The organism is Methylophilales bacterium (genome assembly GCA_019823025.1).
GTDB lineage: Bacteria > Pseudomonadota > Gammaproteobacteria > Burkholderiales > Methylophilaceae > BACL14.
In genome coordinates, this window is record CP081940.1 from 165,610 (window position 1) to 186,322 (window position 20,713).

The 20,713-nt window shown below is 35.3% G+C and carries 24 protein-coding genes and 1 tRNA gene; 22 read left to right on the top strand and 3 right to left on the bottom strand.

Annotated features, from left to right (window positions below):
- Positions 1–21 precede the first annotated feature (21 nt).
- The 10 genes from fabG (at position 22) to K6112_00935 (ending at position 7,813) form a co-directional block, all read left to right on the top strand.
- Positions 22–765, top strand: a complete 744-nt coding sequence (gene fabG, locus K6112_00890; protein ID QZP17946.1) for a 3-oxoacyl-ACP reductase FabG — start codon at positions 22–24, stop codon at positions 763–765.
- Between the two features lie 122 nt (positions 766–887).
- Positions 888–1,124 carry an acyl carrier protein gene (gene acpP, locus K6112_00895; GenBank protein QZP17947.1) on the top strand — a complete coding sequence of 79 codons (237 nt, stop codon included), beginning with the start codon at positions 888–890 and terminating at the stop codon, positions 1,122–1,124.
- A gap of 43 nt (positions 1,125–1,167) precedes the next feature.
- The gene (gene fabF / locus K6112_00900; GenBank protein ID QZP17948.1) at positions 1,168–2,412 is read left to right on the top strand and encodes a beta-ketoacyl-ACP synthase II; all 1,245 of its coding nucleotides are present in this window, start codon (positions 1,168–1,170) and stop codon (positions 2,410–2,412) included.
- A 12-nt stretch (positions 2,413–2,424) separates the two neighbouring features.
- Entirely contained in the window at positions 2,425–3,237 is an 813-nt protein-coding gene (gene pabC / locus K6112_00905; protein ID QZP17949.1) for an aminodeoxychorismate lyase, read from the top strand.
- Positions 3,224–4,333 (top strand): endolytic transglycosylase MltG, encoded by a 1,110-nt coding sequence (gene mltG, locus K6112_00910; protein ID QZP17950.1) that lies wholly within the window; start codon positions 3,224–3,226, stop codon positions 4,331–4,333. Before pabC ends, mltG begins: the two co-directional genes overlap by 14 nt.
- Positions 4,330–4,947, top strand: coding sequence for a dTMP kinase (tmk, locus tag K6112_00915; GenBank protein QZP17951.1), 618 nt, complete (start codon positions 4,330–4,332; stop codon positions 4,945–4,947). Before mltG ends, tmk begins: the two co-directional genes overlap by 4 nt.
- Positions 4,944–5,900 carry a hypothetical protein gene (locus K6112_00920; GenBank protein QZP17952.1) on the top strand — a complete coding sequence of 319 codons (957 nt, stop codon included), beginning with the start codon at positions 4,944–4,946 and terminating at the stop codon, positions 5,898–5,900. Before tmk ends, K6112_00920 begins: the two co-directional genes overlap by 4 nt.
- A gap of 3 nt (positions 5,901–5,903) precedes the next feature.
- Entirely contained in the window at positions 5,904–6,677 is a 774-nt protein-coding gene (locus tag K6112_00925) for a TatD family hydrolase (GenBank protein QZP17953.1), read from the top strand.
- Complete coding sequence (locus K6112_00930) at positions 6,662–7,432, top strand: MBL fold metallo-hydrolase (GenBank protein QZP17954.1); 771 nt, start codon at positions 6,662–6,664, stop codon at positions 7,430–7,432. The genes K6112_00925 and K6112_00930 overlap by 16 nt, the downstream gene beginning before the upstream one ends.
- Before the next feature lie 30 nt (positions 7,433–7,462).
- Positions 7,463–7,813, top strand: coding sequence for a hypothetical protein (locus tag K6112_00935; GenBank protein ID QZP18441.1), 351 nt, complete (start codon positions 7,463–7,465; stop codon positions 7,811–7,813).
- 56 nt (positions 7,814–7,869) lie between these two features.
- Here K6112_00935 and K6112_00940 read toward each other — a convergent pair whose 3' ends face one another.
- Positions 7,870–8,376 (bottom strand): DUF1097 domain-containing protein, encoded by a 507-nt coding sequence (locus K6112_00940; protein ID QZP17955.1) that lies wholly within the window; start codon positions 8,374–8,376, stop codon positions 7,870–7,872.
- Positions 8,377–8,797: 421 nt separating this feature from the next.
- On the opposite strand from K6112_00940, the gene K6112_00945 reads away from it, so the two are divergent.
- From K6112_00945 to K6112_00980, 8 genes are all read left to right on the top strand, one after another.
- Entirely contained in the window at positions 8,798–9,172 is a 375-nt protein-coding gene (locus K6112_00945) for a nuclear transport factor 2 family protein (GenBank protein ID QZP17956.1), read from the top strand.
- A gap of 62 nt (positions 9,173–9,234) precedes the next feature.
- On the top strand, positions 9,235–11,370 hold the full coding sequence (locus K6112_00950) for a molybdopterin-dependent oxidoreductase (GenBank protein QZP17957.1): 2,136 nt from the start codon (positions 9,235–9,237) through the stop codon (positions 11,368–11,370).
- Between the two features lie 166 nt (positions 11,371–11,536).
- The gene (locus tag K6112_00955) at positions 11,537–11,842 is read left to right on the top strand and encodes a ferredoxin family protein (protein ID QZP17958.1); all 306 of its coding nucleotides are present in this window, start codon (positions 11,537–11,539) and stop codon (positions 11,840–11,842) included.
- Positions 11,842–13,224: a pyridine nucleotide-disulfide oxidoreductase gene (locus K6112_00960; protein QZP17959.1), complete on the top strand. Its 1,383-nt coding sequence runs from the start codon at positions 11,842–11,844 to the stop codon at positions 13,222–13,224. The genes K6112_00955 and K6112_00960 overlap by 1 nt, the downstream gene beginning before the upstream one ends.
- Positions 13,164–13,685: an MEKHLA domain-containing protein gene (locus tag K6112_00965; protein QZP18442.1), complete on the top strand. Its 522-nt coding sequence runs from the start codon at positions 13,164–13,166 to the stop codon at positions 13,683–13,685. The genes K6112_00960 and K6112_00965 overlap by 61 nt, the downstream gene beginning before the upstream one ends.
- Complete coding sequence (locus tag K6112_00970; GenBank protein QZP18443.1) at positions 13,679–14,923, top strand: MHS family MFS transporter; 1,245 nt, start codon at positions 13,679–13,681, stop codon at positions 14,921–14,923. Before K6112_00965 ends, K6112_00970 begins: the two co-directional genes overlap by 7 nt.
- A gap of 5 nt (positions 14,924–14,928) precedes the next feature.
- Complete coding sequence (locus K6112_00975) at positions 14,929–15,507, top strand: DedA family protein (protein ID QZP17960.1); 579 nt, start codon at positions 14,929–14,931, stop codon at positions 15,505–15,507.
- 58 nt (positions 15,508–15,565) lie between these two features.
- Complete coding sequence (locus K6112_00980; protein QZP17961.1) at positions 15,566–16,063, top strand: hypothetical protein; 498 nt, start codon at positions 15,566–15,568, stop codon at positions 16,061–16,063.
- Position 16,064: 1 nt separating this feature from the next.
- Here K6112_00980 and K6112_00985 read toward each other — a convergent pair.
- A tRNA-Lys gene (locus tag K6112_00985) sits at positions 16,065–16,140 on the bottom strand.
- Positions 16,141–16,150: 10 nt separating this feature from the next.
- Complete coding sequence (locus K6112_00990) at positions 16,151–17,152, bottom strand: histone deacetylase (GenBank protein ID QZP18444.1); 1,002 nt, start codon at positions 17,150–17,152, stop codon at positions 16,151–16,153.
- 77 nt (positions 17,153–17,229) lie between these two features.
- On the opposite strand from K6112_00990, the gene budA reads away from it, so the two are divergent.
- The 4 genes from budA to K6112_01010 all read left to right on the top strand — a co-directional run bounded on the left by budA (position 17,230) and on the right by K6112_01010 (position 20,675).
- Positions 17,230–17,937: an acetolactate decarboxylase gene (gene budA, locus K6112_00995; GenBank protein QZP17962.1), complete on the top strand. Its 708-nt coding sequence runs from the start codon at positions 17,230–17,232 to the stop codon at positions 17,935–17,937.
- 64 nt (positions 17,938–18,001) lie between these two features.
- Positions 18,002–18,193 carry a hypothetical protein gene (locus K6112_01000; GenBank protein ID QZP17963.1) on the top strand — a complete coding sequence of 64 codons (192 nt, stop codon included), beginning with the start codon at positions 18,002–18,004 and terminating at the stop codon, positions 18,191–18,193.
- Between the two features lie 257 nt (positions 18,194–18,450).
- Complete coding sequence (locus K6112_01005; protein ID QZP17964.1) at positions 18,451–19,332, top strand: DMT family transporter; 882 nt, start codon at positions 18,451–18,453, stop codon at positions 19,330–19,332.
- Between the two features lie 14 nt (positions 19,333–19,346).
- The gene (locus tag K6112_01010) at positions 19,347–20,675 is read left to right on the top strand and encodes an NAD(P)/FAD-dependent oxidoreductase (GenBank protein ID QZP17965.1); all 1,329 of its coding nucleotides are present in this window, start codon (positions 19,347–19,349) and stop codon (positions 20,673–20,675) included.
- Positions 20,676–20,713 lie beyond the last annotated feature (38 nt).

A 20,713-nucleotide genomic window follows, 5' to 3' on the forward strand; every position in this document is an offset into this window, starting at 1 on the left:
ATACAAGAGATTAGGAAAAAAATGAATATTCAAAATAAAGTCGTTTTAGTGACAGGAGCCAGCAGAGGAATTGGTATGGCAATTGCAACTGAGCTATCTGACAAAGGTGCAATTGTTATAGGCACCGCTACATCGGTTGATGGAGCCTCTAATATTTCAAAAGCTTTATCCGCGCAAGAAAGAAAAGTTGAGGGAATGGTCCTAGATGTCAACAGTAGTGATTCTATTACAAATTTAATTAAAGCAATTAATGATAAATATGGTGATATTCAAATTTTGGTCAATAATGCTGGAATTACACAGGATAATTTACTCGTAAGAATGAAGGATGAAGAGTGGGACAGTGTTTTGAATACTAATTTAACCTCTATTTATAGGCTAAGTAAATCTGTTTTGAGAAGTATGATGAAAAGTAGGTATGGGAAAATTATCAATATTTCATCTGTAGTAGGGCACATGGGTAATGCAGGCCAGACAAACTATGTCGCATCTAAAGCAGGAATTACTGGATTTACAAAGTCGTTAGCCCAAGAGGTCGGTAATAGAGGAATTACGGTAAATTGTGTAGCTCCAGGATTTATTGATACGGATATGACAAAATCTTTATCAGATGAGCAAAAAGAAAAGCTTTTGTCTCATATTCCTTTATCTAGGCTTGGAAATCCATTAGATATTGCAAAGGCTGTTGTATTTTTAGCTTCAGATGACGCCGATTATATTACTGGAGAAACTATTCATATTAATGGCGGCATGTTAATGGCATAAATGTATAAATAAGAAAGTAGAGGTATTTTTTTTTAATATTAAAAAAAAGGTTAGAAAAATTGAATTCATTTGATAAAATGTCGCAACACTAATTTGTTATTTTAAAAAAAGGGGTAATTTTAATGTCAGATATCGAACAAAGAGTGAAGAAAATAGTTTCAGAACAATTAGGAACAGAAGAAGCAAGCTTAAAGAACGAATCATCCTTCATTAATGATTTAGGCGCAGATTCACTTGATACTGTTGAATTGGTTATGGCTTTAGAAGAGGAATTTAATACTGAAATCCCTGATGAAGAGGCAGAGAAAATTACAACGGTTCAGCAAGCTATAGATTATATTAACGCTAACCTTAAATAAAAAAAAATCTTGGAGCCCACTTCAATCTTAGCTGGGTTCATTCATGAATAAACGAAGAGTAGTGGTCACAGGGCTTGGTTTGGTTACACCAGTAGGTATCGGTGTCAATGAGTCTTGGAAGAATATAATTGAAGGCCAATCAGGCATTTCAAATATAACTAACTTCGATACAAATGGCTTCGCTACTCCCTTCTCATCAACCATTGCAGGCGAAGTTAAAAACTTCGATCCAAAAGAATACTTAAACCCAAAAGATGCCAGAAGAATGGATACCTTTATTCAATATGGTTTAGTTGCAGCGCATGAAGCTTTTAAAGACTCAGGTATTGAAGTAAGCGATAAAAATGCACACAGAATAGGTACATCTATTGGTTCAGGTATTGGAGGGGTTAATCTAATTGAAAATCAGGCTGAGCTATTAAGAACAGGTGGCCCAAGAAAAATTTCACCGTTCTTTGTTCCGGGGACCATTATCAACATGGTAGCAGGTAATCTTTCAATTGCGTTAGGCCTTAAGGGTCCTAATATATCAATTGTCACTGCTTGCACCTCAGGAACACATTCAATAGGCGATGCTAGCCGTATGATTGAATATGGTGATGCAGACGTTATGGTGGCTGGCGGGGCAGAAGCAGCAATTACCCCCCTAACTGTCGCTGGTTTTTGTTCTGCAAAAGCATTGAGTTCAAGAAATGATGATCCTAAAACTGCATCAAGACCATGGGATAAAGACAGAGATGGCTTTGTAATTGGTGAGGGAGCAGGCATTATGGTTTTAGAGGAAATCGAACATGCAAAGAAAAGGGGGGCAAAAATTTATTGTGAGTTAGCTGGTTATGGAATGAGTGCAGATGCACACCATATTACAGCTCCAACAGTGGATGGACCAAAAAGATCAATGCTCAGCGCATTAAACCATGCGGGAATTAATAACGATGAAATAGGGTATGTTAATGCTCATGGAACATCTACCCCACTGGGTGATATAAATGAAACTAACGCCATAAAAGAGACCTTTAATGACCATGCAAAAAAATTGGTTGTTAACTCAACAAAATCAATGACTGGGCATTTACTAGGAGGTGCAGGTGGAATTGAATCAGTTTTTACTGCGTTGGCAGTTAATCACCAAATCTCTCCACCAACGATCAATATTTTCAATCAAGATCCTGAGTGTGACCTAGACTATTGTGCAAACGAAGCAAGAGAAATTGAAATTAAGGCGGCACTTAAAAACAACTTTGGATTTGGTGGAACCAATGGAAGTCTCGTATTTAAAAAAAGCTAAATAGAATTTAAATTGGCAAAAAATTTTTTAATTAATGGCGACGCTAAAAACTCTTTAAGCCCCTTTGATCGTGGCCTTGCATTTGGTGATGGAGTATTTAGAACCTTTCTTGTTAAAGATGGTAATCCCATAAATTGGAAAAATCAGTATCAAAAACTGTCAATGGATTTAAAAGTTATTGATATCAAATCACCAAGCAAAAAAACACTTTTAACAGAGATTCAAAAGCTATTTCCAGCTAAAGGTATTTTTATTTCAAAAATAATAGTTACACGCGGTGAATCAATGACGGGTTATGACTTTAATGAAGGAATAAAACCCACAAGAATTTTATTAAAAATTGATTTCAATATTAATAAATCCGAAATTTTTAAAAAAGGTGTTCGGCTAACAACATCTAATATTGAGACTTCAAAATCTCCTCATCCTGGTTTAAAAAATTTAAATAGACTTGAAAATGTATTAGCTAGAAAGGCCATAAGTAACAATTTTTTTGATGCAATAATGCTCGATAGTAATGGAAATATTTGTGATTGTGCTAGGTCAAGTTTATTTATTAGGTATGGCAGTAAGTTAAATACAGCAAGCAATAGAAGCTTTGGTATTCACGGAGTCACAAAAAAAATTATATGCGAAAATGTAAAAAAACTTAACTTAACCATTGATTATTCACCTCTAACATTAAATCAATTAGAAAAGGCGGATGAAGTCATTGTGTCTAATTCAATCTTTGGAGCACTTCAAGTTGTAAGGTTTAAAAACACCAAATGGGAAAAAGGGACCTTAGCAAATTCAATTAACAATCTACTAAATGAATCTGATTAAATTAAAACTCTTACTAGTAAAGATCTTGAATGATTCATTTGTTTTTTTCAAAGAAAATAAACCAGTTGTTGTAAAACGAATAAATAATATTATTCCAATTAATAAAAACCTTCTATCAGAAAAAAATCTGTTAGCTATAAAATCTATGGCTGTCATATTTTTTTTCTGGGTAATTAGTTATCCTTTCATATCACTAAATGTTGATCAAAAAAATTCATTTCTTGAGGTTAAGAAAGGAGAAAATATTACTCAAATTGCTAATAAACTTGTAAAACAAAGTGTTTTACCTGATATTTTTAGGTTTAAATTATTAGCTAAGCTGAGCAATAGGTCAGAAAGTATAAAAAGCGGACATTATCTTTTAAAAAATAATACTAGCCCCAATGAAATATTATCTCTCCTTGAAAGTGGCAATGGAATCCTCTATCCAATCACATTTATTGAAGGGTCAACGCTGAATGAAAACCTAGAAAAATTAAAGAATAATAGGCTACTAACAAATAATGAATCATTTAATTCGCTTAAAAGCTTAAAAATAAGTTTAAACATTCAGGAAAAGTCACTTGAAGGATTATTTTTCCCTGATACGTATTACTTTTTTAATGGAACTTCTGGTACAGATATTCTAAAAGAGTCTCATGAAATGATGATGCAAAGGCTTGATCTCGCATGGGAGAATAAAACACCCAATCTTCCATATAAAAATAAGTACGAAGCCTTAATTGTGGCATCCATTATTGAAAAAGAGCTTGGGAATAGGGATGAAGCAAACCTTATAGCAGGAGTTTTTGTAAATCGTATGAGGATTGGTATGCCTCTTCAGAGCGACCCGACAGTCATATATGGTATGCATGAAAAATTTAATGGTAATCTCACAAAGCAAGACCTCATGCGCGATACTCCTTACAATACTTATACACGTAACGGATTACCACCATCTCCAATTTGTTTACCAGGCTTTGATGTAATCGAAGCAGCGCTTAACCCAGCAGAAACTAATGCTTTTTATTTTGTTGCAAAAGGTGATAATAAAACACATCACTTTTCAAAAACTTTAAAAGAGCATAATAAGGCTGTAAAAAAATATCAAAGATGAATAATTTAGGAAAATTTATTACACTCGAAGGAGTTGATGGTGCAGGCAAAACTACTCATGTGGAATTTATAAAAAAATACCTTGCTGATTTGGGTGTAAATTTTGTTATGACAAGAGAGCCAGGTGGGACCTTGCTTGGTGAGCAATTAAGACAAATTTTACTTCACGAAGAGATGAGTCCCGAAACTGAAACTTTATTGATGTTTGCAGCAAGGAACGAACATATTGAGGAAGTAATCCGTCCAAACCTTACAGAGGGAAAAGTTGTGATTAGCGATCGATTCACTGATGCAACATACGCATACCAGTCAGGAGGTAAGGGAGTAAAAGAGAAAAAAATTGATATCCTTAAGGAATGGGTTCAAGCAAGCCTCCAACCCGATCTCACTTTTCTATTTGATCTATCTGTAGAGGTAAGTATTGAAAGACTCAATAAAACAAGGGAGCTGGATAAGTTCGAAAGGGAAGAGAAAGGTTTTCATGAAAATATAAGGCAAAAATACTTATTGCTCGCTAAAGCATCTCCAGCAAGATTTTGTATTTTAAATAGTGAAGAGTCGATTGAAGAAATTCAAAATCAGATTAAATTAAACCTTGATCGGGTTGTGGGATGAGTCTCTATCCATGGCAAGAGAAAGCTTGGTTAGAATTAAACACGAGTACTAATAAATTTCACCACGCGTATTTACTTATTGGGCCTTTAGGTGCCGGTTTAGAAAGATTCGCAAATGTATTTGCCTCCTCATTAATATGCAAAAACTTAACAGATTCAATGCAGGCTTGTGGTAAATGCCAAGATTGCCAATGGCTATCAACTGAACATCCAGACCTTAAAGTCATTGATAATGAATCTGAGGAAGGTGCTTCAAAAAATATATCAATTGAATCCATAAGGAATGTAAAAAAATTTGTTGAGTTAAGCTCGCATTCAATTGGAGGTAAAAAGGTAATTTTAATTAATAATACTGAAAGTCTCACTGTTAATGCTGCCAATGCACTATTAAAAATTCTAGAGGAACCACCCGAAAACTCGTATTTGATATTAACAGCCCAGAATATTTCAAGCCTATTACCTACCATTATAAGTCGGTGTTTAATGTTTAAAACACCAACACCTTCGGCTGATGATGCAAAAACATTTTTAAAAGCCGAAGGGTACGAAAATTTATCTCCACAACTTCCCTTATTTAGCAATCTGCCATTAGATGTTATTGCCCATCAAAGTGACAGTGACTTATTTACAACGATGATCAATGAATTTAAAAAAGGAGGGGATTTTGAATTGATGGCAATTGAGCCTAAATGGTTAAATGCAGACTTTAGAGAAACTATCAGCCTATTGCAAAAGTGGCTTTATGATATTTTCTTATTTAAAATGACAAGAAAACATCATTTTTTTGAATCAAAAAAAGAAAATATAAAGAAACTTTCTGACGCCGCAGACATCACAAAATTATTAAATTTACTGAAAAGCGTGAATAATATTAAGTTAATTTCAAATAAACCAATCAATAAAGATATCTCATTTGATAACCTTATGGTCGAATATAGAAATATTTTTAAATAAACTATGTACATAGACTCACACTGCCATATTAATTTTCCAGAACTAAACAAGAATATAGACAGCGTTTTGTCTAATATGAATGAAAAGTTAATTACTCATGCATTATGCGTAAGTGTCACACTCGATAACTTTGAGAGCGTTCTTAAGCTCGCTAATGCACATAAAAATATTTTTGCATCCGTTGGGGTTCATCCAGATTATGAGGATATTACTGAACCTGATATCAAAACCCTTACTTCACTTGCCAGAAATAATAAGGTTGTCGCAATAGGGGAGACTGGCTTAGACTATTTTCGCCTTACAGGAGAGCTTTTATGGCAAAAGGAACGTTTTAGAACTCATATTAGAGCTGCAGTTGAATCAAAATTACCACTCATTATTCACACAAGGAATGCACGGGAAGATACGATCCAAATAATGAAAGAAGAAAATGCGTCAAGCGCAAAAGGGGTGATGCACTGCTTTACTGAAACTTATGAAATGGCAAAGCAGGCCATTGATCAGGATTTTTATATTTCCTTCTCAGGTATTATTACCTTTAAAAATGCAGAGTCATTAAGGGAAACTGTAAAAAAAATTCCATTAGATAGAATGTTAATCGAAACAGATTCTCCTTACCTTGCTCCCGTCCCAAATAGAGGGAAGCTTAATGAGCCATCAAACGTAGTTTATGTGGCTGAAAAGATAGCTGAAATAAAAAATATCAGTGTTGAGGAGGTTGCTAAAACAACAACTGAGAATTTCTTTTCATTGTTTTCTAAATGTCAGACCAGTTAACACTATTGGGGGTAGGTGCAAGCGCTGGCACCCCTGTGGTAGGTTGCGAGTGTAGTACTTGTCGTTCAAATAATAAGAAAAACTATCGGACGCGATGTTCAAGTCTTTTGACTCTAAAAAACGGTAAAAATATTCTAATAGATACAAGTCCAGATCTTCGTTTGCAATCATTAAGGGAGGGTCTTACATCTGTTGATGCTGTTCTATTTACTCACCATCATGCTGATCACTGTCATGGCATTGATGATCTAAGGGCATTTTGTCAAATTAACAAAAAGCAAATTCCACTTTATGGGAATCAATTTTCAATTGATGAATTAAATAAAAAATTTCAATATGCAATGACCGAGCCTAATGGATTTTGGGAAGTTCCAATTCTTAAGCCAAATGTCATCAATGAACCCATTGAGTTATTTGGTCAAAATATTAAGCCTATACCAGTTTTTCATGGAAGATCTTTAATTAATGGTTATAGAATGGGAGATATGGCTTACCTTACTGATGTTTCTAAAATACCAGATACCTCTATGGAACAACTGCGAAACTTAGATGTCCTATTATTAGATTGTTTAAAAAATGAACCTCATCCAACGCATTTTTCTGTTAAGGAAAGCCTTGAGGTTGCTGGAGAGTTAAAAGCTAAAAAAACGATTCTGATACACATGACACACGATCTCGAGTATGATGCACTATCAAAATTATTACCAGAATCCATTTATGTTGGATATGATGGCTTAAAAATAAATGTTAACTAGATTTAAAGGAATTTTATTATGTTTGAAAATATGAAGCGCTTATCAGTTTTTTTTGCTCTTTTTGTCTTTGCGTTTAATATCCATGCTGAGGATAAGCGTGTTTACTCAGAAAATGATTTTATCAATATTTTTAGTGGGAAACCAAAGGCACGTTTTTTGAAGTATCTTGGTGAGCCAGACGATAAACAGATTGCGATTAAGCCAAAAGATGCAAGTAAAGTAATCTCAAGACCAACTGATAATAAGAATAAAAAGAAAGATAAGATGGAGATGTGGTACTACAGCCATGTTGTTGAATACTCTCCGGGCAAGACTTATTTAAAAACTGAAATCACTTTCATCAATGACCGATGCCGAAGCATTAGTTTCTTTAATCAATAAAATTTGTAAGTATAAAAAAACCACCTTACGGTGGTTTTTTTATATCTAATTAATATTTAACCTAACTTTGAAGCTAACATTTCTGAAAGCTTAGCCATAATTGCACCACCAACAAATGAAATTACCATTAATATAAATGGGTGACCCATACCAATCTCAAGAACACTTCCACCATCTGATGCCAGAGCAGCTTCTAGAGCAATTAACTCTGTTAGAAGCCAACCAAAAGTGGCAGCATAACCTAATACGTTTGCTGGTATGTTATTAAGTTTTGGAACAGCTGTAAGAATATATACAGTAATACCTACAGCAACTGGTGCAGCAAACTGACCTAAGTAATCATCGATCAATGCTAAAATAAAAACAGCGACAATGGCCATAAATGAACCAAAGATCGTTGCCATAATAGTTTTACCTAGCGCGTCTTTACCTACGGTAAAATAAGCACCCCATGCGATAAAGCCTGCCCAAACTAATGCTAAGCCATTTAATGGACCAGCTAATACCAACCAAGTCCATAGTACAGCTACTAAAGCAATACTAACTCCTAGTGCATTTTTCATAATTAAATTCCTCCTGTTGAATTTAAAAGTAAAATTTACTTAATCATAAATTTATTTAAAAGCTAATAAAGATCAATTATTAAAATTTAATTGTAAATTTAAATAACTACGTTAGATACTACACCCCGAGTTGAGGTTGTCAAATAACAAAATAGATTTGCTTTTAAAAGTAAAACCACTATTGGCTATTGTTGCCTACTTTAAGGTCAAAGGTACGTGTTTGATTGAAACTCTAGATTTTATTGTCTAAGAAGACTTCATGAATCTATAGTTAAGATACTTTGTAATTTGACAAAATATTTAATAGGCATAAAGTTAAATTAAAGGTTGCATTATTTGAAAATAACTGAGCAAATATTTTAATTTAAAGATTTAACAATTTTAAATTTTAAACAAAGTAATTCTAACTTTGGAGATTGTGATGACTACAACCACAGATATTAATGATTATAAAGCTATAACTAATTTACTAACGAGCCATTATTTAAAAGGGGCAGTTTCAGGAAAGGGGTCTGAAATGAAACCTTCATTTCATGATGATGCGGCTTGGTATGGCTATGTAGGCCCCGATCTAGTCGCTGGGCCAATCCAGACTTTATATGATTGGCATGACGGCAATGGTGCGGCGACAGATTTAGTTTTCAACATATCAAAAATAGAAATAGTAGGTACGGCAGCAAGTGTGAGAATTGAACTTGATAACTGGAAGGGGTCTCGTTTTACTGATTTTTTTAATATGCTTAAAGTTGATGGAAAATGGAAAGTGATGAACAAGGTTTTTTACTTACATCCATAGGGTATCAGTTAAGAATATCAAAATTTTTGTTTAATTATAAATTTGAATATAGGAGATGATTAATGAATAAACCTGCAGATTTTGATGTAGAAACTTTTCACGGCGGCTGTCCGCATGATTGCCCGGATACTTGCTCTATGGTATTCACGGTAAAAGATAAAAAATTAATAAGCGTGACAGGAAACCCTGATCACCCAATGACGCAGGGAGGTCTTTGCGTCAAACTTAAAGATTACGAACAACGGCATTATCATCCTGATCGTTTATTGTATCCAATGAAGCGTACAGGCCCTAAAGGTACTAAACAGTTTGAACGTATTACGTGGGATGAAGCTTTGGATACGATTACGACTAAATGGAAAAAAATTATTGCAGAAGATGGTCCGCAAGCAATCATGCCAAATAGTTATTTAGGTCATCAAGGTTTAGTGCATGGCTTAAATGGCGGCGATGCCTTCTTTAATCGCATGGGCGCAACTGTTACTGAACGTACTTTCTGTGGAGAAGGTTCTTGTACTGCATGGTTAATGACTGTAGGGCCAACTGCTGGGGTAGATCCTGAAAGTTTCATACATTCTAAATATATTGTTGTTTGGGCATGCAACTCTGCTAGCACTAATTTACATCACTGGGCTATTATTAAAAAAGCTCAAGCAAAAGGTGCAAAAATTGTAGTTGTTGACTCATTCGCATCTAGGACAGCAAAACAATCTGATTGGCATATTGCTCCTAAACCAGGGACAGATAGTGCTCTAGCAATGGCTATGATGCAGGTGATTATTGAAGAAAATTTGCAAGACCAAGATTACATTGATAACTACACAGAAGGCTTTACAGAGTTATCAGAACGCGCTAAAACACGCACACCTGAATGGGCAGAAAAAATTACTGGCATACCTGCTGAAGATATTCGAAAGTTCGCACGTGAGTATGCAACGTCACAGCCTTCTGCAATTCGCATCGGAGTTGCATTAGAGAGAAACTACGGTGGTAGTCAAGCCATTCGCGCAGTAACATGTTTACCGGCTTTGACTGGGGCTTGGCGGCACGTTGGCGGAGGAGCATTGCAATTCCCAGTATGGGAGCACCCTTATAAGTTTGATGTGATGTGTCGTCCAGATTTAATTCCTGAAGGGACACAAGTCGTAAATAACCTACAGTTAGGCCGCGTACTTTTAGGAGAGATAGATTTAAAGACACCTATTAAATCGATGATGATATGGAATACTAATCCTCTGACGCAAGCACCTGAAACTGATAAAATTGCAAAAGGTCTAGAGCGTGAAGACTTATTCACTGTTGTAGCTGACCATTTTATTACAGATACAGCTGCTTACGCAGACATTGTTTTGCCAGCTGCCATGGGTGCAGAGATGGAAGACATGATTCTCTCATGGGGCCATCTCTATCTTACCTACAACGAAAAATGCATTGAGGCACCAGGCGAAGCAATATCAAATATGGAAATCTTTAGACGTTTAGCCAAATTAATGGGTTATGAAGAAGAAAACTTTAAATGGAGTGATCATGAGTGTTTAGAAAATTTTGTAGATTGGGATGCACCGACTTGTGAGGGCATTGATTTAGATTATCTTCGTGAACATGGTTACGCGCGCTTAAAAGATTTTGGTGATAAAGATATGCGTGCACGTCATGCTAAGGGTGAATTCGCAACCGAAACTGGAAAATGCCACTTTAAGGTGGAAGGCGCTAAGAACTTTGTAGCAGGTCCGTTCCGTCAAATGTACGAAGGTTTCCAACCAGGAGAAGATTTGGACTCATTGCCCGATTATGTTGAGTCACGTGAAACTCCAGCAACGAATCCAGACTTAGCAGCTAATTTTCCACTTAATATTATTTCACCTAAGAGTCATGGCTTTTTGAATTCTTGTTATGCCAATGATACAAGGAAACAAAAAGGACAAGGTGAACAGTCTATTTTACTAAATAAATTAGATGCAGAAACACGTAATATTAAAGACGGGTCAGTTATTAAAGTCTTTAATGACCGTGGTTCTTTTAAAGGAGTAGCAAAAATTTCTGAAGATGTGAATGCTGGTATTGTAGTTGCTACATTGGGTTATTGGCGCCAACTTAATGATGGCACAGTTAATTGCATTAGCTTTGCTGAATTTGGGGACATGGGCCATTCCCCAACATTCTCTGATAATTTAGTTGATGTTAGCTTAGCGGCATAGCTTTATAAGGAATAAGGTTTATGAGTACATATTTTGGCCGTTGTGATTGCGGAAATATTGAATATGAGTTTCAGGATAATCCAATCAATACAGTATTTTTCCAAAATATGACACTCTCCCATCTAGCGGATAGATAACTCATTAACCTTTTGAAGGTATAAAAACTATGACAACATTAGTCACTGATAATTGCCAACGATGTCGTTTTACAGAGTGTGTAACGGCATGTCCAGTTTCTGCATTTCATGCTGGCGAAGACATGTTGTATATTAATCCAGATGTCTGCGTAGATTGTGGTGCATGCATTCCCAAGTGCCCAGTTCAGGCGATCTATGAAGATATAGACCTACCAGATAAGTTAGAGGAGTGGATTGACATAAATGAAACACAGGCAAAAAAGTTTCCAATAATTACCAAAAAAGAATCTGCTTACGAAGGTGCTGAAGATCGTAAAAAAACTTTAGGTTTTTAGTGACGGCAAGCTTAAAAACAAAAAACCAGCTCAAGGTAGTAATCATTGGAAGTGGCCCAAGCGGTTTTTATGTTGCTGATTCAATAATAAATTCTGGTATATCTGCTGAGATTACAATTTTAGAAAAATTACCATGCCCCTATGGTTTAATTCGTTATGGTGTTGCTCCAGATCACCAAAAACTAAAACGTATCGCTAATACTCTAGACACCATAGCTGAGCAGCCTTCTGTTAACTTTCTTGGCAACGTTGAATTAGGCAAGGATATCAGTCTTGAAGAAATCAAATCAAACTACCAAGTTATAGTTTTTTGCAATGGTATGTCTGACAGCATTTCTCTTGGAATCGACGGTGAGCATTTAACTGGGGTTTATCCATGCAATGATTTGATAGGTTGGTACAATGGACACCCTGATTATCAGGATCTGGAATTTAACTTTGACCATGATACTGCGATCGTTATTGGACATGGGAATGTTGCAATTGATATCTCACGTATTTTAAGTAAATCTATAGATGATTTACGAACATCTGATATTCCTGAGAATGCACTGGAGACATTATCTAAGAAAACATTAAAGCATGTACATATGATTGGAAGACGTGGGCCAATTCAATCTAAATTCACGACTAAAGAATTCCATGAGCTTGGTAAATTAAGTAATTGTAATGTTTCACTAGACCCAAAATACCTTAATCTTAATGCAGCTTCCCAACTAGAGCTTGATGATATATCAAATACTATAGTCCATAAAAATTATAAAGTGATGCAATCATATGCTGAGAATTTTTCAGCAATAAATGATAACAATAAAACTCAAATAAGCATTGATTTTATGATGAATCCGAAATATTTCGCAGGAAAAAAACAGTTATCAAGTGCTTTCTTTGAAGAGACTTATTTAGAAGGAGCTGCATTTAATCAGACATGTAAGACTTCAGATCGCTTAATAGAAATAAGATGTGGACTGGCTTTTACTAGCGTCGGTTTTAGAGGCACTATATTAGAAAACCTACCCATAAATGAACCTAAAAGAACTCTATCTAATCAAAATTCAAACCTGATAGGTGGCGATGGAAAAATTATTAAAGGCTTGTATGCGGCTGGCTGGGTTAAACGTGGTCCACATGGTGTTATAGGTACCAATCGAGAGTGCGCTCAAAATACTGTTGATAGCATTCTTAAAGATATTCCCATATTGATTCAATCTAATGCTGAAGGTAAGGCTGGCTTGTTAAAAGTACTAAATAAAAAAAATATACGCTATACAACGTTTGAAGACTGGAAAGTGATTGATAAAAAAGAAATTGATAATGGGTTATTATTAGGAAAACCAAGAGAAAAGTTTGTTACTGTCAAAGAAATGTTAGCAAGCTTATAATTTTAAAGAGTTTTATTATAGACGCTAAGACAAGTATTGCTAATCAATTAGAGTTAATCAATAGCTCTTTCGAAAAGTATTCAAATAAAACATTACCGTTAGTGGATGCAGGTAATCTGGTTGAGTCCTTTAACAAATGTCCTTTTCCGATAGCAAGTCATGACTTAAATGGTTTTTTCAATTATTTAAATAGAGCAGCGCTATCTCTTTTTAAGGTGAACTTAGACCAAGTGATAGGTCAGCCTACGACTATGACGGCTCCTGAATCTGAACAAAAAGAAAGAAATGAACTATTAAATCAAGTAAACTCTCATGGCTTTATAGAGAACTATAAGGGCATTCGCGTAGCATCAGATGGTGCGTTATTTCAGATTGAAGATGCCACTATTTGGAATATAGTTGATAAAGAATCAATCAAAATTGGACAAGCCGTCATCATATATAGGTCAAGAATATTATGAAAAAAAATTCACCCGCTAAAGTTTTGTTCGCAAGTTTGGCGGGTACCACTATTGAATTCTTTGATTTTTACATTTATGCAAATGCCGCTGTTTTAGTATTTCCCTCACTTTTTTTTGCTGCCTCTACCCAGTCAACAGAAATGCTTCAATCACTTGCCACCTTTGCTGTTGCCTTCTTTGCGAGACCATTAGGCTCTGCATTCTTTGGTCACTTTGGTGATCGTATTGGTAGAAAAACAACCCTAGTAGCTGCATTACTCACCATGGGTGTTTCAACCGTTGCAATTGGCTTACTCCCAACATATCAATCCATTGGTATTTTTGCCCCGATTCTTTTAGTTATTTGTCGTTTTGGTCAAGGCTTTGGTCTGGGAGGAGAGTGGGGTGGTGCCGTTTTACTAGCTGTTGAGAATGCCCCTCCTGAGAAAAAAGCTTGGTATGGTATGTTCCCTCAGCTAGGTGCCCCAATTGGGCTGATCCTCTCTGGCGGTATTTTTCTATACTTATCGAGCACAATGACGGAAACTGAATTCTTTGATTATGGCTGGAGAATACCTTTTCTCTTGAGCTCTGTTCTAATTTTAATTGGTCTATATGTAAGGTTAACAATTCTCGAAACACCAGAATTTATAGAGAACCAAAGAAATAAAAAAACTATAGCTGTTCCATTTGTTGAGGTGTTTAAGAATTATAGGACACCCATGATTCTAGGAACATTTATCGCATTAGCAACGTTCGTACTTTTTTACTTAATGACTGTTTATATTGCGAGTTGGGCGATTACAGACCTAAATATTAATCGTGAAGATTTTTTAGGCAATCAAATTGAATCTGTTCTGCTCTTTGCTTTATTTATTCCTATTTCAGCAGTTCTTGCCGACCGCTATGGAAGAAAGTTAATTTTAATCATGGCTTCACTGGGTATTATTTTATTCGGATTGGTGCTTGGTCCATTACTTAACACTAGCCTTCTTTTGACTCTTTGTATTGGGATGGCGCTAATGGGATTCACTTATGGTCCTCTAGGAACAATCCTATCAGAACTTTATCCGACGAATGTAAGGTACACAGGCTCTTCTTTATCATTTAATTTCGCGGGCATTGTGGGCGCTTCATTTGCACCATTTATCGCACTCTGGCTCTCGAGTAATTTTGGTGTCCATTACGTAGGTTATTACTTAGCACTTGCCGCTATAATATCTCTACTAGCTACATATTTATCTTCAAAAGCTAAATAAATTATATGCATAAATTTCTTGAATTATATGAGTATGTTTTAAAACTAGCTGGCCATGCAAAGGCTAAATATTATTTATTTATTTTAAGTGTTTCAGAGTCATCTTTTTTTCCAATTCCACCCGATGTGATGTTGTTACCTATGTGCCTATCAAACCCAAAAAAAGCATGGCGATTTGCCCTCATTACAACGATTGGTTCAGTACTTGGAGGCGTTATTGGTTATCTCATAGGTGTTTATGCGTTTGGATTTATTGAGCCCTATTTATATAATTGGGGTTATATACCAGCCTACGAAAGGGCGGTACAGTGGTTTGAGGAGTGGGGGTTTTGGGCGATATTTATCGCAGGTTTTTCACCTATCCCATACAAGGTCTTTACGATAGCCGGAGGCGCACTTGCCATGCCATTATTGCCATTTATTATTGCCTCAGTTATAGGTAGGGGAGCTCGGTTTTATTTAGTTGCATTGTTTGTCATTATGTTTGGGCAAAAGGCAGATACTTTAATTAGACAGCATATGACCAAACTCGTATGGGGTACGGTTTTAATCATTCTTCTTTTATTACTTTTATTTAAGGTATAAATTGTTGTTCTAAATTATAAGGTGTAGGATTAAAAAATTATTCATTCCTGGCTATATTATGAAAATATCAAAAATTACAATTTCATTCTTACTCGTTTTAAGTTTATTTTTAACAGGATGTGAGACTGTAAAAGATATTACTGATCCACTTGATGATGATAACGATGAATCAAATAATATTTCAAGTGATACTATTGAAGTTAATGTTGAGGAAATAAATCTTTATTTTGTAAGGCCTGCCGACCCTTTAACGATTGGTCAAGATGTTGAGCTCTATGTTGACGATGATGAGATTGGGGAGTTAACCTATAACACCAAAATCCAAACTTCAGTAAAAAAACCAGGGACTTATGAATTAGCAACCAAGGTAGGGTGGAGTTTTAGTGCGCCAGTCACAGGATTAGGTGGCGCTTGTAAATACGAAGGCGATTTTAAGTTTACTGAAAAAAACTATTATTTTAAGGTTGTTTTTGAACCAGGACTGCTTTGTGGCGAGCATGAAATAATTGGAATTTTAGAGTCTGAATATTTAGGTCTTGTAGCAGATATAGACTAACTGGTAGGGGATGCGAGGTTCGAACTCGCGACAAATTGATTAAGAGTCAACTGCTCTACCAACTGAGCTAATCCCCCAAACTTTTTTTTAATTATCTATGTTTGTTGAAATTAAAACATTAAGAATTTTTTGAACTGATTGAGAAACATTGTCAGCATTGTATCCTCCCTCAAGCATATAAAGCGTTCTTCCATCAGCATATTTTTGAGAGATATCTTGTAAGATCTCTGCTACAACACCATACCCCTCATCAGTATAGTTTAACTGCCCTAAAGGATCTCCCAGATGGGCATCAAAGCCTGCGGAGACTAATACAAATTCTGGTCTAAATTGATCCATTGCTGGTTTCAATTTTGAATTAAATGCTTTAATTACTTCATTATTACCACTCCCTTTAGGAAGCTCTACATTTAACGTATAACCTTCACCTTCACCTTTGCCTATTTCATTTGGTCGACCAGTCCCAGGAAAAAGTGGATGCTGATGTACACTGAAATAAAACACGCTATTGTCTTCATAAAATATATCTTGCGTTCCATTACCATGATGAACATCAAAATCGACAATAAGAATTCTTTCTAATCCATATTTCTTTTGTAAGTATCTTGCGACAACAGCAACGCTGTTATAAACACAAAAACCCATCCCCATTGAGGTTGATGCATGATGCCCTGGAGGCCGTACTAGCGCAAATGCAGAGGATAAATTACCAGCCATTATTTGATCAACGGCTTCTAGACCTGCACCGACAGCTAATTTCGCGACAAGATTAGAATCTTTGGAAATAGGGGTGTCACCTGTACTTAAATAAGCCCTATTATTATTTAATTGAGAAACTTGCCTATCTACTAACTCAATATATTCCTTTGAATGAGCTAAATTTAATTCCTCAACTGTTGCGACTTCAAAATTGGGCCAAATGGTATTTGATGTTATTTGATCATTGTTTTTAAGATCATGAATAACAGGAATTAAACGTTCAGGGCTCTCTGGATGATTTGGTCCTGTGTCATGTAATAGAAATATTTCATCATAAAAAATGCCAACTTTTTTATCATTCGCAGAAGAAATATTACTGAATGTTCCCATAATCATTGCAAGACAAAAGGTAAAATTTTTTATTTTTTTCATATACAATTAATTATACTCAAAATGGTGTATGTAAAATGAAAAAAACAAACTCCCTTTACGTTTCATCGCCTGTGAATGCACTTGTTAAAGGTATTTTGCGTGAAGATAAGACACTTAAAGAAGTACTTGAGCACGGAGATTTTGGTTTGGGTACGTTTAATGATCTAGATGGAGAGATGGTACTTCTAGATGGTGTTTTTTATGATCTTCACTCAGATGGAAAAACAAATGTAGCGGATATTAACCTTGAAACGCCCTATGCATGCGTGACACATTTTAAGCCTGAAACTTCGGTAATTGTTGATGAAGAGCTTACTTTTGATACATTAAAAAAGAAAATAGACTCCTTATTCTTATCAAAAAACTTGATCTACGCGATTCAAGTTACCGGAAAATTTAAGTCAATTAAAGCAAGGTCTGTTCCAAAACAAGAGGCATATAGACCGTTAGTTGATGTCGCAGGTGACCAGAAAGAGTTTTTCTTCGAGGAGGAAGAAGGAACATTAGTTGGATTTTGGACACCTGATTTTATGCATTCAGTCACGGTACCTGACTATCACCTTCACTTTATATCAAATGATAAACAAAGAGGAGGACATTTACTTGAATTTTTATCTTCAAAGGTTGAGATTAAAATACAGCCTATAGAGCAACTCACCCTTGACCTTCCTCATAGTATTGAATATCTAACTGCGAGCTTAGACGAGGATATCAGTGATGATCTTGATAAAGCCGAACACTAACAATGAATAAACGTATTATAAATAGGATGGTGATATTTTATTAGAGAACATATTTGGTGTTGTTGTGTTGGTAGCAGTAGGTTTAGTCATACTGTTACACCCAGATAAATTTCGCTATTCATCTAAACAAATAAAGCAGTTCATCTTTAGATACTGGTGGATTTCCGTATTTGTACTTCTTGGTTATTTAACGATGGGAGAGTGGGAGCATCTAATCATCACACAAGAAAGTCACAGCAATGTAATAAAGGACTGATATGAAGAAACTAATATTACGTATTATAACTGTGCGCTCATTAACATTAATCTAATTAAACTCATGAATACTACTTCGTATAATGTATATTATGTTAAATGAATTATTTAGATCAATATTAGTCCATTTAAAAGTAGTTAATTATAGTTCTGCTCTACTTGAGATATACTTATGTTTAACAACGAAACAAAATAAACAAAAACACCGAATAATTATCCGTCAGTTACATATGAGTTAATTAGGTTGCAAAGGAATACATGCAAAGTACATTAAGAAATTACCAATATCTTGGTTTAATTATTATTATATGGGGATCATCCTTTGCGATGATGCATGAGTGTCTAGTTGGTGGACACTTTTCACCCGAGCAGACTGTTGGATATAGATTGGCAATAGGATCAATTGTCTTGTTAATAGGCTGTATTTTTTGCCGAAAAAGCTTTCCTAAAACATTAACGCCGTGGGTTCATTTCTTTATATATGCCATCATTGGTAACATTGTGCCCTTCTTGCTTATTTCTCGTGGTCAAATGCATATCACTTCAGGGATGACAGGCTTGTTAATGGCATTTGTACCTTTGGTTACTATGGTATTAGCACATATTTTTCTGCCTAATAATGCTCTGAATCGTTATAAGATTTTAGGTTTCATACTTGGTATCTCTGGGGTACTCTTTATTTTAGCTCCATCTATTGGTGATGGAAAAAATACCGTTTTTGGAATCCTATTAATTTTAGGAGCAGCGGCTTCCTATGCGAGTCACGGTGTCGTAGTTGAGAGGTTTCCAAAATATGACCCGATTGTAGCTGCGACAGCCTCCTCTATTCTCGCTTGTTTTTTAGCGTTCGTAATTTGGCCTGATATGGTTCATCTAAATTTAGATGATATCCCATTAAAGACATCTCTAAATATGTTGGCGCTTGGTGTATTACCAACTGGATTAGGCGCTTTAATTTTCTTTAATTTAATCAATAATGCTGGGGCAACTTTTATTTCAAATATGAATTACGTTATCCCAGTATATGCCTTCACCCTGGGTGCTATTGTTCTAGGTGAGCCTGTGCTGTGGCAAAATCTATTAGCGCTTGTACTAATTGTTTTTGGTATTTTTGTCTCAAGAAGAAAAGTAAAAAGTTAAATTGGGTTTTTATTATGGCAGATAAGATAGACGTAATAATTATTGGTGCAGGAATAGCTGGAATTACCACAGCTTATTATTTGCAGAAAAATTTCCCAGGAATCAGATATAAGATACTTGATTCAAGAAGCTCGGCAGGTGGGACTTGGGATCAGATGAAATTTCCTGGTGTTCGCGCTGATAACGATATGTATACCTATGGTTTTAGTTTTAATCCATGGAAAGGCCCAATAATAGGAAGCGGACCGAATATCAGAGACTATATAAATCAAACAGCGAACAAATTTAAAATTAAAAAAAATATAGTGTTTAATACTCAAGTAGCAGAACTTTCTTGGAGTAATAATTTATGGACAACAAAGACCGATAATAAAAATTATACTAGTCAATATGTTATTTGTTGCACTGGCTCACGCGATCGTAATAACCCTCATAAGCCTAAGTTTAAAGGGGAAAGTAAGTACAAAGGTAAAATTGTCCATACACAAGCTTGGGGAGATACAGACTATAAAGGTAAAACTGTGACTATTATTGGGAGTGGCTGTACCGCTATTACCATGGCTCCCTCAATTATAAAAGAAGCTAAAAAAGTAACATTAGTGCAGCGCAGTCCTGCATGGATTATTGATATTGATAGCCAAGAAAAATCATCACGTGGTTACAAAACTTTTCAAGTCTTAAAAGATTATATATCTAGTAGGTTTTTTAAAAAATCACTTAGAAAAAAAATTATCGCTGCAGATCCTTATTACAACGACAAAACTACTCCATCATATGATTATTGGGATCAGCGCCCTGCTTCTAGTTTAGATCAGGATTATTTTAGGGCTGTTGAATCGAGCAAGGTAACAATTGAGCGCCAAGGAGTAAGTAATTGGGAAACAACTGGAGTTAAGTTGCAAGATGGAAAAGTTATCCATAGTGATTTAACTGTAATGGCCACAGGCGGTAACGCACAATTATTGGGCGGCATTGATATTTTTGTTAATGATAAAAAAATTAATATTCACGATACTAGTTGGTACAGAGGAATGATGTTTAGTGGGTTGCCAAACCTTTTTGCACACGCAGGATACATAAATTTTAGTTGGACTGCGAGATGTGAAATAGTTAGTCAACGCATTTGTAAAACAATTAACTATATGAAGGAAAAAGGACTTAGCACTTGTACCGCCAAGTATTTGGGAGAAAGGACTACGCCATCAATACAGGCTAATTACGTATTAAGAGCTATGGATAAGTTTCCAAATAGGACGTATAAGTTCTATCAAAATTATTTTGTAGAATATCTTATTTTTAAGTTTAGTAACATTGATGATGGCGCATTAGAATTTAAGAGATAGCCCTCTACAAAAAAAATCAACATATCTCAAAAAAAATA